The 13,648-nt window shown below is 44.6% G+C and carries 10 protein-coding genes; 8 read left to right on the forward strand and 2 right to left on the reverse strand.

Annotation, left to right across the window (positions count from 1 at the left end; all coding sequences use genetic code 11):
* Positions 1 to 189: 189 nt before the first annotated feature.
* Positions 190 to 1,872, reverse strand: a complete 1,683-nt coding sequence (gene ribBA, locus DP116_RS20575; RefSeq protein ID WP_169156940.1) for a bifunctional 3,4-dihydroxy-2-butanone-4-phosphate synthase/GTP cyclohydrolase II — start codon at positions 1,870 to 1,872, stop codon at positions 190 to 192.
* A gap of 239 nt (positions 1,873 to 2,111) precedes the next feature.
* Between ribBA and argC the strand changes: the two genes are divergently transcribed.
* Together argC and DP116_RS20585 are read left to right on the forward strand one after the other, a co-directional pair.
* Positions 2,112 to 3,170 carry an N-acetyl-gamma-glutamyl-phosphate reductase gene (gene argC / locus DP116_RS20580; protein ID WP_169156941.1) on the forward strand — a complete coding sequence of 353 codons (1,059 nt, stop codon included), beginning with the start codon at positions 2,112 to 2,114 and terminating at the stop codon, positions 3,168 to 3,170.
* Positions 3,171 to 3,378: 208 nt separating this feature from the next.
* The gene (locus DP116_RS20585) at positions 3,379 to 3,957 is read left to right on the forward strand and encodes a Uma2 family endonuclease (protein ID WP_169156942.1); all 579 of its coding nucleotides are present in this window, start codon (positions 3,379 to 3,381) and stop codon (positions 3,955 to 3,957) included.
* 312 nt (positions 3,958 to 4,269) lie between these two features.
* On the opposite strand, the gene eno is transcribed toward DP116_RS20585, so the two are convergent.
* Positions 4,270 to 5,550, reverse strand: a complete 1,281-nt coding sequence (gene eno, locus DP116_RS20590; protein ID WP_169156943.1) for a phosphopyruvate hydratase — start codon at positions 5,548 to 5,550, stop codon at positions 4,270 to 4,272.
* 262 nt (positions 5,551 to 5,812) lie between these two features.
* Between eno and DP116_RS20595 the strand changes: the two genes are divergently transcribed.
* From DP116_RS20595 to DP116_RS20620, 6 genes are all read left to right on the forward strand, one after another.
* On the forward strand, positions 5,813 to 6,442 hold the full coding sequence (locus DP116_RS20595; protein ID WP_169156944.1) for a 4Fe-4S single cluster domain-containing protein: 630 nt from the start codon (positions 5,813 to 5,815) through the stop codon (positions 6,440 to 6,442).
* 316 nt (positions 6,443 to 6,758) lie between these two features.
* Positions 6,759 to 7,193, forward strand: coding sequence for a lactoylglutathione lyase (gene gloA / locus DP116_RS20600; protein WP_169156949.1), 435 nt, complete (start codon positions 6,759 to 6,761; stop codon positions 7,191 to 7,193).
* 31 nt (positions 7,194 to 7,224) lie between these two features.
* Entirely contained in the window at positions 7,225 to 9,003 is a 1,779-nt protein-coding gene (locus DP116_RS20605; protein WP_169156945.1) for an iron uptake porin, read from the forward strand.
* 156 nt (positions 9,004 to 9,159) lie between these two features.
* On the forward strand, positions 9,160 to 11,829 hold the full coding sequence (clpB, locus tag DP116_RS20610) for an ATP-dependent chaperone ClpB (RefSeq protein WP_169156946.1): 2,670 nt from the start codon (positions 9,160 to 9,162) through the stop codon (positions 11,827 to 11,829).
* 73 nt (positions 11,830 to 11,902) lie between these two features.
* Positions 11,903 to 12,238: a XisI protein gene (locus DP116_RS20615; protein WP_169156947.1), complete on the forward strand. Its 336-nt coding sequence runs from the start codon at positions 11,903 to 11,905 to the stop codon at positions 12,236 to 12,238.
* Between the two features lie 84 nt (positions 12,239 to 12,322).
* Positions 12,323 to 13,648 (forward strand): serine/threonine-protein kinase (locus DP116_RS20620; protein WP_169156948.1); only part of this gene is annotated, 1,326 nt, incomplete at its 3' end.

Consider the following 13,648-nt stretch of genomic DNA (forward strand, 5'->3'; position numbering starts at 1 on the left):
ACTCTATGTCCACCTTACCAGAGTTTGTGGTTCAATTACCTGAAAATTGCTGTAATTATGAGGGTTTTTAAAATTACAGAAATCTTGTAGAGACGTTGCATGCAACGTCTCTACAAATCATCAAAATTAATGACATAGACCACCAGAGTCTCCTAAATGTCATATTTTGTATGGTGGCGAAAGGTTCATCTACCGACTAAAACTATAAATCTTCTGCGTGCCTAATTGCTCACAACAAATAGACGAAGGTAATGTCCCCACAGGGAACGTCTGTCTATCCAATTGCACTTGTAAGTTTGTCAGAGGATCAACACCAGGCGAAATCAAAAATTCTAGCTTTTGGATGTAAGGCAAAGCCACGAGTTCATCCAAAATTTGGCTAATCGCTTGCGCGTAAGGATGACCTTTGTGCTTATACCAATCATCTGTTGCAACGTTCGCTTGGTCAAAACCTAAGTGCACAATTAAGGATGGCTTATCAAACAGGGCGATCGCCAAAGGACGTGCTTCTTCCTGTAACAATAAGTCATGACTTTTCGCTAAATGTCGCAGTTTCTCTAACCGTTCGTAGCGTTCCGTCACCGCTTCAGGATCATCTTGCCAATTGATCGCCACTGTTAACAAAAAAGTCTGTAACAGCATATGACCCAGCTTTTTCGCCTTGGTTGTCAGGTAATAGGAATTGTAGTCGTTTGCCTCAATCAACAATGGCACGCGATCCACAACTTCCAACTTATAACCTTTTAACCCTGCAATTTTACGGGGATTATTGGTAATCAGGCGAATCTTATGTACTCCCAAATCCATGAGCATCTGTGCTCCCATACCATAGTCTCGCAAATCGGCGGGGAATCCCAAACGCTCATTCGCTTCTACGGTATCTAGTCCCATATCCTGCAACGAGTAAGCTTTCAATTTGTTAACCAGCCCGATTCCTCGTCCTTCTTGCCGCAGGTAAACAACGACACCTTGCCCCGCATTTTCAAGCATTTTCAGTGCTGCTTGCAACTGCATCCGACAGTCACAGCGTAAAGAACCCAAAGCATCTCCAGTCAGGCATTCGGAATGCATCCGCACCATCACTGGGTTATCTCCAAATTCAGCAGGATTACCCTTGACAACTGCAACGTGTTCTGTATTATCCAGAGTATGGCGATAAGCGTAAATTTGGAAACGACCAAACTGGGTGGGTAAGTCAGCAACAGTTTCACGCTTGATCAGGCGATCGTGCTGGAGGCGGTAACTGATTAAGTCCGCGATGCTGATAATTTTAAGATTATGATGCTTAGCATACTGAATTAACTGAGATAGCCGCGCCATCGAACCGTTGGGGTTTTGAATTTCACAAATGACGCCAGCAGGGTATAATCCAGCTAGTCGAGCTAAATCAACAGCAGCTTCGGTATGTCCTGCCCGTTTGAGTACGCCTCCTTCCTTGGCACGAATGGGGAAAATATGACCAGGACGACGCAAATCTGAAGGTTGTGTTGCTGGGTTGATAGCAACTTGGATCGTGCGGGCGCGGTCTTCAGCCGAGATCCCAGTACTTACCCCTAGGTGAGGTCCAGCATCAATACTCACCGTGAAAGCAGTTTGGTTGGTGTCGGTGATGTTGGTCACCATCAATGGTAAATCTAACTCATCGAGGCGATCGCCCGTCATTGCCAAACAAATCAGCCCCCTGGCCTCTACTGCCATGAAATTAATAATGTCAGGAGTAGCAAATTGGGCAGCACAAATCAAATCGCCTTCATTTTCTCGATTTTCATCGTCTACCACCACAATTTGGTGACCAGCTTTCAAGTCAGCCAAGGCGGCATCAATCGAATCAAATTCAAAGGTTTGGTTTGAAGTGGTGTTAAGCTGCGACACAGAGGAATTCCAGCTATCTAACGTAATTTTTTTTTACAAATGCTTGTCTTCTGATTGTAGCTCTTCTAGAGACTATATAAGCATTTCATAGCCAAGATTCGATAACATACCGATAAATACCTGCGGCTGAAGTTGGATTTTATGATAACTGAGTGCAGCAAGAACTAAACAGCAATAAGTCTTTAATAGAAAAATTCTGATAAAGACGGGTTGACCTATTCAAAAAGGATTTACAAGTTATGGGCAATTCTAGACGCGTAAGAGTTGGGATTGTTGGCGCGTCAGATTACGGCGGAGTACAGTTAGTGCGACTACTGATGGATCATCCAGAAGTGGAACTTGTTTACTTAGGTGAGCATAGTAGCGCGGGAAAATCGTTTGCAGATCTCTACCCACATTTAGCTCACATAGTTAACCAACCGATAGAGGCTGTAGAACCAGAAACCATTGCTGAGCGTTGTGAGGTGGTGTTTCTGTCTCTACCAAATGGATTGGCTTACAAAATCGCTCCGCAATTGTTAGAACTCGGATTGATAGTACTGGATTTGAGTGCAGACTATCGCTTTAAGGATTTGACAACTTATACAAACTGGTATGGTGCCCAGAGAACAGATCTTGCAACAGCAGCCACAGCAGTTTATGGATTACCAGAATTGTATCGCGATCGCATTAGCGAAGCACAACTGATTGCCTGTCCCGGCTGCTATCCCACCGCTAGTCTTCTGGCACTTTCACCACTCCTCAAGCAAGGGCTAATCGTGCCAGAAACAGCTATTATTGATGCCAAATCAGGCACTTCTGGCGGTGGGCGTCAAGCAAAAGTCAATATGTTGCTTGCTGAGGCAGATAACTCCTTTGCCGCTTACAACGTCGTCCGTCACCATCACACCCCAGAAATCGAGCAGATTTGTAGTGAATTAGCAGGACACGAAGTCACCATCCAATTTACACCACACCTCGTGCCTATGGTGCGCGGCATCTTAGCAACGGTGTATGCGACACTACGTGACCCTGGTTTAGTACGAGATGATTTAATCACTATTTATAAAGCCTTCTACCGTAACTCTCTTTGGGTTAAAGTCTGTGAACCAGGCGTTTATCCCCAAACAAAATGGGCTTGTGGCAGTAATCTTTGTTACATAGGAATAGAAGTTGACCCGCGCACTGGACGTGTGATTGTCATGTCAGCAATTGATAACCTGATCAAAGGACAGGCGGGTCAAGCTATCCAGTGTCTCAACATCATCATGGGCTGGGATGAGACACTGGGGTTGCCGAAGTTGGGGTTTTATCCATGATTGGGGATAAGGGGACAAGCTATGGCGTACACACATCTTGCGCTTTTCACCTCACCCTCGCTTTTAGCTTCGCAAAAATCTTTCCCTCTCCGAAATCGCGGAGAGGGATGCCCGACAGGGCAGGGTGAGGTTCCGAACCGAGTGCATCTCCCACCAGAAGTAATCCAAGACAATATATATTATGGGCATTTTTAATGTTTAATTGTCTATGAGCAACTTGCCTCTGTACATCCCCGCAAACCTGAAAGTCTCCGAAGAGCAATTCGTACTCCTCGCTGCTGCTAACCGAGACGTACAGCTAGAACTAACTGCCACAGGAGAATTAATTATCATGCCCCCTACGGGAGGAAATACAGGTAAGCGCAATATAGATATTGAAGGACAACTTTGGTTTTGGAACCGCCAATCCAAACTTGGTATTGCTTTTAACTCCTCAACCGCTTTCCGACTTCCCAATGGTGCAGAACGTTCTCCCGATGCAGCTTGGGTGACTCAAGCCAGATGGGATGCATTAAAACCAGAAGAACAAGACTCCTTTCCACCCATGAGTCCAGATTTTGCGATTGAATTACCTTACATAAGTGACAATATGGAACCGCTACGCAAAAAAATGCAAGAATACATTGATAATGGATTGCGTCTGGGTTGGTTAATTGATACAAAAAATAAAAAAGTAGAAATTTATCGCGCCTTACAGCCAGTGGAAGTGTTGAATAATCCAACAAGCTTATCAGGAGAAGATGTTTTACCTGGGTTTGTTTTAGATTTACAAGTTGTGTTTAGTTAGCATAAGCAAAATTGGGATGCTCCCTGGCGGTTAGAAACCGCGCCTACACAAACTAAGTCTGCCTCCGCAGACTAGAACACCAATTCAGTATTCACCAATTGTGATAAAAAACCCGGTCTCTTCTCATTGAGATAACGAAATATCAGTCTAGCGCCAGCAACAGAAACCGGGTTTTTGGCATTAATGATAAGTCTTTGTGATATACTACCCTTTTTTGGATACCACACAAAAAATATTTCCAAAAAAGATTCACAAAATTTAGCAAAAATTAAGGCAATCAGTGGGGGCTTGAACCACCACTGATTAAAAAGGTTAATTCGGTCCTAATCCCACAGCACCAGCATAAACAGCGAGTTCGCCCAATTCATCCTCAATGCGTAGCAAACGGTTGTATTTTGCTACTCGTTCGCTGCGACACAGAGAACCCGTTTTGATTTGACCTGCGCGGGTGGCGACGGCTAAGTCGGCAATTGTTGTGTCTTCTGTTTCGCCAGAACGATGGCTAATGACTGAGCGAAAACTGTTGCGAGTCGCCAAGTCAATTGTTTGCAAAGTTTCTGTCAACGAACCAATTTGATTGAGTTTAATCAAAATCGCGTTAGCAGCTTTGAGTTCGATTCCTTTTTGCAAGCGCGTGACGTTGGTTACAAATAAGTCATCACCTACCAACTGCACGCGAGAACCTAGCTTTTGGGTGAGTAATTGCCAATTTTGCCAATCTTCTTCGTGCAAGCCATCTTCAATTGAGACAATGGGGTATTGGTCAACCAGTTGCGCGAGATAATCAACAAACTCACCCCCAGAGTGAGGTTTACCGTCGTAGACATACTGCCCATCTTTGTAAAACTCACTCGCCGCAACATCCAACGCCAAAGCGACTTGTTCTCCTGGTTTATAGCCAGCTTTCTCAATCGCTGCAACCAACAATTCCAGCGCCACCTGATTCGATTCCAAATTAGGAGCAAAACCGCCTTCATCCCCAACACCAGTCAGTAAACCTTTTTCATCCAACACCTGACTTAGGGTAGCAAACACCTCCGCGCCCCAGCGCAACGCTTCTCGGAAAGAAGACGCCCCAATCGGGACAACCATAAACTCTTGAAAATCTACGTTATTGGCTGCATGAGCACCGCCGTTAATCACGTTCATCAGCGGTACGGGTAATAAATTCGCCAGTGGACCACCTAAATAGCGATAAAGGGGAATTCCCAAAGACTCAGCCCCGGCTTTGGCTGCTGCTAAAGAAACCGCTAGAATCGCATTAGCACCAAGATGGGATTTATTGGAGGAACCATCTAAGGCAATCATCGTGCGATCGAGTAGTTCCTGGTTGAGGGCATCCAAGTTTATCAACTTTGGAGCAAGTGCTTCTTTAACATTTTGCACCGCCTTGAGTACGCCCTTACCCCCATAACGTGCTTTATCCTTATCCCTCAGTTCGTGCGCTTCAAAAGTGCCAGTAGACGCACCACTGGGAACCTGCGCCAATCCTATCGCACCATTGACCAAATGCACTTCTGCTTCAATTGTTGGTCTACCCCGAGAGTCAAGGATTTCACGGGCAACAATAGCTTCGATCGCAGTGTCAAACATCTGTTCTTCATCCTTTGTTTAGCGTGCGTTCTTTCTGCCGTTTACAAAAAGTTAAATGGCTCATCCGACCATCTAGCATATGCCTTCCGTGGAGTTTATGCGCTGAGGTTAACGAAGATTTCCACTGGGTTTGGGGGATCAGGAGAATAAGGAGAACATATTCTAGCACACTCTGTTACTCCCTCCCTCACTCCCTTATCCTCCTCAATTTTTTTGCATCTACCCTGCAAATATGTATATCCCTTAACAAGAGAAAAAGACAATGACCCAAAAGAAAACTGACCCTTACCCAGCTTTGATGGAAATTCCTGCCGGATATCTCAATATTATGGGCTATATCGATGAATCAGAGGTGAATGGTCCTGGGTGTCGTGCTGTTGTTTGGGTGCAGGGGTGTTTGCGGGAGTGCCCAGGTTGTTTTAATGTTGAGTCCTGGTCATTTGAAATGAATCAACTTATATCAATTGACAGCCTTGCAGAGAAAATTTTGAGCAATCCTCGCAACCAAGGAGTGACATTTTCTGGAGGAGAACCTTTTTGGCAAGCCCCTGCACTGGCTGTTCTTGCTTCTAAGATCAAAGCGGGTGGACTGAATGTGATGTCTTTTTCTGGGTTTACTCTAGAACAGTTACAATCTCAACATGCCCCAGCTGGCGCTCAAGATTTGTTGCAGCAGTTGGACATTTTAATTGATGGTCCATATATCCAGTCACTAGCACTCAATTCACCTGATTCACCAGTTTCTTCTAACAATCAACGGGTTCACGTCTTTAATCCCACTTTGAAAGATAAAATTACCTGGGCAAGCGACCAAATAGAGGTTCATATTTTCAAAGATGGTAGCCGTTTGATTACTGGTTACCGAGGAGGGTTGGAGTTATCTGAGGGATAAGGGAGCAGGGGGAGGGGGAGTGAGGGAGAGTAAAATCCTCCTCATCTGAGATCTTGTACAATTCTCACACCTTGCATTCTCGTCCGCCTGGGATTTCAATCCCACTCGAATAGCAAAAGTCGTCTAAAGACGACTGCACAAGCCTTTCAGTCTACTTTAGTAGACTTGGGTTGTGAGCCTCGGAATTAATTCCGAGGCGGTCAAAATGGGCTAATTTAAAGTGATGCAAGATCTCAGTCATCTTCTCCAGTATGAGGACAGTAGCCAGATTACAATATCAGCGGAACCACAAAACATCAAGGCGAAGGGGATAATCATGCGCTTACTACACACAATGCTGCGTGTTGGCAATCTTGAAGAATCGCTAAAGTTTTACTGTGATCTCTTGGGAATGAAGCTGTTACGGCAAAAAGACTATCCTGGGGGAGAGTTTACTCTGGCTTTTGTTGGCTACGGTGATGAAAGCGAGAACACCGTGCTAGAACTTACTTATAACTGGGGTGTGGAAAAATACGATTTCGGAAATGCTTACGGACATATTGCCATTGGAGTTGATGATATTTACACAACTTGTGAGGAAATCAAAAAGCTTGGTGGTAAAGTTGTACGCGAACCAGGTCCAATGAAACACGGTTCTACAGTTATTGCTTTTGTGGAAGATCCAAATGGGTATAAAGTAGAACTTATTCAAACGGATACTCAGAATCATGCCGTGAAACAAGAAACAGAACCGCAAATGATAAATCAGTAAATATAACCACAAATACAAAAGTATAGGTGTGATGGAGTTCAGCCTCAAGCAATCCCTACGGCAAAGAATTCGTTCTAGAAATTTTTTGGCTTGGAGTTTACTCATTTGGGGAATTCCTAGCCAAATCGTCTTTTTTCCAAAACCAGCGAATTCTTTGCCGAATCCAAAGCAGCAAGAAACTGCTGTTTCGATTTTTTCTGACGAAAATGATCTGTATGAGGTTAGGATACCAGAAAAATTTGAAGAGTCTGCTGGCTCAGCAACAGCCGCAGATTTTTCAGAAGCATCTGTAACATCTTTCGATACAGAGTCCGAATCTATAAACAAATCTGGTAATCTGAACATAAATGCTCAGGTGTCAGATCAGCAGTCTCCCGCCAACGAGTCTGGTAATCCTGACAGAAATACCAATACGTCACCTCAGCAGCCTTCGGTTTCGGAATTGTCTGATGTTCAACCGACTGATTGGGCATATCAGGCGTTGCGATCGCTCATGGAACGCTATGGTATCCTCTCTGGCTATCCTGATCACACGTTTCGTGGAAACCGTCCTATGTCTCGCTATGAGTTTGCGGCGGGTTTGCTGGCTACGATGGATAAACTCGATAGCCTCGTTGCTAATGGTATTCGGAATCAGTCGATTCAGGAAGACCTGATAACTTTACAACGGTTACAAAGAGAATATCGTTTAGCTTTGGATGACTTGCAAAAGAGACTCAACAGAATTGATGATCGCGTGACACGACTGGAAGCAAAGCGATTTTCCGCGACCACCAAACTTCAAGGTCAAGCTATTGTTGCTTTTACACAAGGTAGTAACGCCAATTCTACCATTGTATCCCGCGAGCGTTTAAATTTATTAACTAGCTTTAACAGCAAAGATTTACTTTTCACTCAGCTAGAATCTGGTAACAATGGCGGTGATGCTATTGCTAGGGCACATAAGAGGAAGAATCTGAACCTCTTGGGAACGAGTGGTTTAATCGCCAGTGGTGGCGGACTAGATTATGTCGATGTTGACTCCGATCTTAAGCTCAGACGCTTGTATTACTCCTTTCGTCCCCTATCAGATTTATCTGTGACGATTGGAGCAAAAATGTCTCCACGGGATTTCATTGACCGTAATAGATATGCTAACAACGAAGCGGTTGATTTTAGTTCCAGTTTTTTTCTGAATAACCCTTTGATTGTTCAAAACCAAATTGACCGAAATGGGGGTGCAGGCGTGGCGATATCCTGGAATCCAGGTGGTAGTCCATTGACTTTTCGTTCTCTCTACATCGCTGCTGATGCAAATCTCGCTAACTCAAATGCCAGTGGTGGTTTATTTAAGGACAGATATCAAGCCAGTGCAGAAGTGGAATACTCACTCAGCAATCAACTGGCATTAAGACTACAATATACTAGGGCGGAAATCAACAACACCGACATTAACGCCTTCGGGGTTAATGCCGAATATGCCTTGAACCGGAATATAGGCGTTTTTACTCGCCTGGGATTTGGGAGTTACCAAGGGTTCAACACCGCGATCAACCAAAATTTGGATATCAATCCTTTTAGTTGGGCGGTGGGCTTTGGTATTCGTAACCTCGTGATTCCCGGTACATTTGGGGGTCTCGCCGTAGGTCAACCTTTTGTCACCGATGGTTTGGGAAACACCACCCAAACAAACATTGAGGCATTCTATAATTTGGAGCTGAGCGACAATGTTAGTATCACACCCACATTTTCAGTAGTTACAAACGCAAATAACGATAGCTCGAATAATACCATCTGGCAAGGTGCCTTGAGAACGGTGATTTCCTTTTAAAGTCAGTTCTGAGTCATGATCAAAGGGTTTATTGCAAAGTATCCTCAAATTGCAACCGCAGATACAAGCGGATACACCCCAAAAATGGTTGGATATTAATTTGACATCCTTAGTTTAAAATTCAAAATCTAAAATCTAAAATCTAAAATTGTAAAGATGCAGCCTACAGATCCAAATAAATTTACTGATAAAGCCTGGGAAGCAATTGTTAAATCACAGGATGTTGTCCGAGCATATCAACAACAACAACTTGATGTTGAGCATTTACTTATTGCGTTATTAGAAGAACCGACTGGGCTAGCAACACGCATTCTCGGTCGTTGCGAGATTGACGCATCGCGCTTACAACAGCAAGTAGAAGGATTTACTCAACGTCAGCCGAAAGTAGGTAAAGCTGATCAGCTCTATCTTAGTCGTAGCTTAGATACGTTATTAGACCGAGCTGAAGAAGCAAGAGCTAGGATGAAAGATTCCTACATCTCTGTTGAACACATCCTTTTAGCTTTTGCAGAAGATGAGCGCATCGGACGACGAATATATAAAAGCTTTAACTTAGACACCGCTAAGCTAGAGGCTGCGATCAAAACGGTTCGCGGTAGCCAAAAGGTGACTGACCAAAACCCAGAGTCCCGTTACGAAGCTCTGCAAAAGTTTGGCAGAGACTTGACAGAACAAGCAAAAAGTGGTAAACTAGATCCGGTGATTGGGCGGGATGATGAAATCCGTCGAGTTATACAGGTATTGTCCCGTCGCAGTAAGAATAACCCTGTACTGATTGGTGAACCTGGGGTAGGGAAGACGGCGATCGCAGAAGCATTAGCACAGCGTATTATCAACGGTGATGTTCCAGAATCTTTGAAAAACCGCCAGCTTATGTCTTTGGACATTGGTAGTTTGATTGCTGGAGCGAAGTATCGCGGTGAATTTGAAGACCGATTGAAATCCGTCCTCAAAGAAGTGATAGAATCCAATGGTCAAATTGTGCTGTTTATTGACGAGCTGCACACCGTTGTCGGCACTGGTTCCACCCAACAAGGGGCAATGGATGCAGGAAATTTACTCAAACCCATGCTGGCGCGGGGAGAACTACGCTGCATTGGCGCAACAACTTTGGATGAGTACCGTAAATATATAGAAAAAGATGCGGCTTTGGAACGGCGTTTTCAGCAAGTCTTTGTTGATCAGCCTAGTGTGGAAAATACCATTTCTATTCTGCGGGGACTCAAAGAACGCTACGAAGTCCATCACAATGTTAAAATTTCTGATTCAGCGCTGGTAGCAGCAGCAACACTGTCTGCGCGTTACATTTCTGATCGCTTCTTACCAGATAAGGCGATTGACTTGGTGGATGAAGCAGCAGCACAGTTAAAAATGGAGATTACCTCCAAACCGACGGAATTGGAAAATATTGACCGACGGTTGATGCAGCTAGAAATGGAAAAGCTGTCGTTGGCTGGGGAAGAAAAAGCTACAGTTCAGACGAAAGAGCGTTTGGCGCGAATTGAACAAGAAATTGTCAATTTGACGGAAAAACAGCAAGAATTGAATGGACAGTGGCAAGGTGAAAAACAGCTACTGGAAGCAATTAGTGCGTTAAAGCAAGAAGAAGAAAAACTGCGGTTGCAAATTGAACAAGCAGAACGCGCTTATGATTTGAATAAAGCAGCACAGTTGAAGTATGGGAAGTTGGAGGGAGTGCAGCGCGATCGCGAATCCAAAGAAGCCCAGTTGCTAGAAATTCAAAGTATAGGAGCAACCCTGTTGCGCGAACAAGTCACAGAAGCCGATATTGCTGAAATTGTGGCGAAATGGACGGGAATTCCTGTAAACCGCCTGTTAGAATCTGAACGGCAAAAGTTACTGCAACTTGAGTCACATCTACACCAGCGAGTTGTGGGACAACAAGAAGCCGTTTCTGCTGTCTCAGCAGCAATTCGTCGTGCGCGTGCGGGAATGAAAGACCCCAGTCGCCCCATTGGTTCATTCTTGTTCATGGGACCAACTGGAGTTGGTAAAACGGAACTCGCCCGTGCTTTAGCACAGTTTCTCTTTGATTCCGATGACGCTTTGGTGCGTCTGGATATGTCCGAGTATATGGAGAAACACTCCGTTTCTCGGTTGGTTGGTGCGCCTCCAGGTTACGTGGGTTACGAAGAAGGCGGTCAACTTTCGGAGGCGATTCGCCGTCGTCCTTACTCGGTGGTGCTATTGGATGAAGTGGAAAAAGCTCATCCCGATGTGTTTAATATTTTGTTGCAGGTATTAGATGACGGGAGAATTACTGACTCGCAGGGACGAACGGTTGATTTCCGCAACACTGTCATTGTCATGACGAGTAACATCGGTAGCGAACACATACTGGACATATCTGGTGATGACGCCAATTATGAAAAAATGCGGAACCGAGTTATGGATGCTTTGCGATCGCACTTCCGTCCAGAATTCCTCAACCGCGTTGATGACATTATTCTCTTCCACACTCTCAACCGTAGCGAAATGCGACAAATCATTCGCATCCAACTCAAGCGGGTGGAAAGTCTTCTACAAGAACAGAAGATTTCCTTGGAGATATCAACAGCCGCTTGTGATTACCTTGTGGAAACAGGATATGACCCAGTATACGGCGCACGTCCTATAAAACGGGCACTTCAGCGAGAAGTAGAAAACCCCGTCGCGACTAAGCTATTGGAGAATACTTTTGTCCCTGGCGACACAATTGTGATTGACAAAGCGGATCATGGGTTGACTTTTAATAAGAAAATGGTGGTGAAGGTGCCAGTAGTGCAGAATAAGACCTTGTTAATTGAAGCATCGCGTGAGGTGTGAGATTTAGTAGCAGGATGTGTGAGGCGGATTGCTTGGTTCACATCCTGCATACCCGTGATATTAGGATTGTGCAATGGATAAACTAGCAAAGTATCGTGAAATTGTACGGAAAATTATATCAGAATATACCACCCACAAGCCTTATCACGGTCAAATTGATGTTGGGGCGATTATAGATTCCGAACGCGATCGCTACCAAGTCTTACAGATAGGTTGGGATGGAATCCGTCGCGTACATGGTTGTACGGTACATATCGACATAATCGGTGATAAAGTTTGGATTCAGTATGACGGTAGTTCTTACCCAGTCGCAGAAGCACTCATGGAAGCTGGTATTCCTCGTGAAGACATTGTTTTGGGTTTTCATCCAGAGAATTTACGTCAACATACAGGCTTCGCTATATCTTGAATCACAAAGCTGTTGTCAGCAAACATTTTTCCACGCCAGCATATTAAGCTCTAAGTATAGCCTCTCAGCTACAGGCAGCGAACAATGCAATACTGGCAACCCAATCAAACTATAAAAAACGGTAGATTTACGATTCAAAAAATTCTCGGTGGTGGTGGCTATGGTGTCACCTACAGTGCAAAAGATAACAACACAAATAAAATCATAGCCATCAAAACCCTTAACCCCATGCAGCAAAGTCAGCCTGACTTTGAACAAGAACAAGAAAAATTTGTCAACGAAGCTTTGCGGTTACGAGGCTGCAATCATCCCCACATCGTCCAAGTTTACGAAATGATACGGGAAGCTGGACTGTGGGGCATGGTGATGGAATATGTCGAAGGGCAAGATTTAGCAGTTTATATTGATCAGCGCGGACAATTGCCAGAGGATGAAGCTCTACGCTATATTGACCAAGTTGGGCAAGCTTTGGAATATGTCCACAAACAGAAATTTTTACATCGGGATATCAAACCAAATAATATTCTGTTACGACTCGGAACGCAACAAGCAGTATTAATTGACTTTGGGTTAGCGCGTGAGTTTAACCTTGGGAAAACAGGAAGCATGACGAATGCAAAGACGGAAGGTTATGCACCAATTGAACAGTACGAACGACGCGGTAATTTTGCTCCTTGCACTGATGTTTATGCTTTAGCGGCGACGCTGTATTCTTTGCTCACCGCTGAGGTTCCGATTCCTGCTAGTTTTCGCACGTACGTGCAGTTACCACCACCAAAACAATTTAACTCGAAGATTAGCGACAGAGTAAATGAAGCAATTCTCAAAGGGATGGCGTTGGAACCACAAGATAGAGTGCAGACGGTGCGGGAGTGGTTAGAATTAGTGTTGCCAACAAACGTAAATCCTCCAACTCCTCAAGCATCAATCCCCAATCCACAACCTCAAATCCAAAATCAACCATCAAAAAATATTGCAACCCCACCAAAATCAGATGATGAGATTAAGTTAATCACAGCGAAGATGGACTACACCCGACTGCGGGATTTACTCGCAGCAGGAAAGTGGAAAGAAGCTGATCAAGAAACGGCGCGAGTTATGCTAGCGGTAGCTGCTAGAAAAAACGAAGGTTGGCTTGATGTGGAAAGCATGGATAATTTTCCCTGTGAAGACCTTCGCACAATAGACCAACTTTGGGTAAAATACAGCAACGGGCGCTTTGGTTTCTCTGTGCAAAAACGCATTTATCAAAGTCTGGGTGGAAGGCGGGGGTGGGACAGAGAAATTTGGGAAGCTTTCGGCGACAGAGTCCTTTGGACGAACGCGGGAAAGTGGTTGTACTACAGGGATATGACTTTTGACCTCAGAGCACCCGAAGGACACCTCCCTGCGTGGTGGACGGGGTATTGG

This window comes from Brasilonema bromeliae SPC951 (genome assembly GCF_012912135.1).
GTDB classification, from domain to species: domain Bacteria; phylum Cyanobacteriota; class Cyanobacteriia; order Cyanobacteriales; family Nostocaceae; genus Brasilonema; species Brasilonema bromeliae.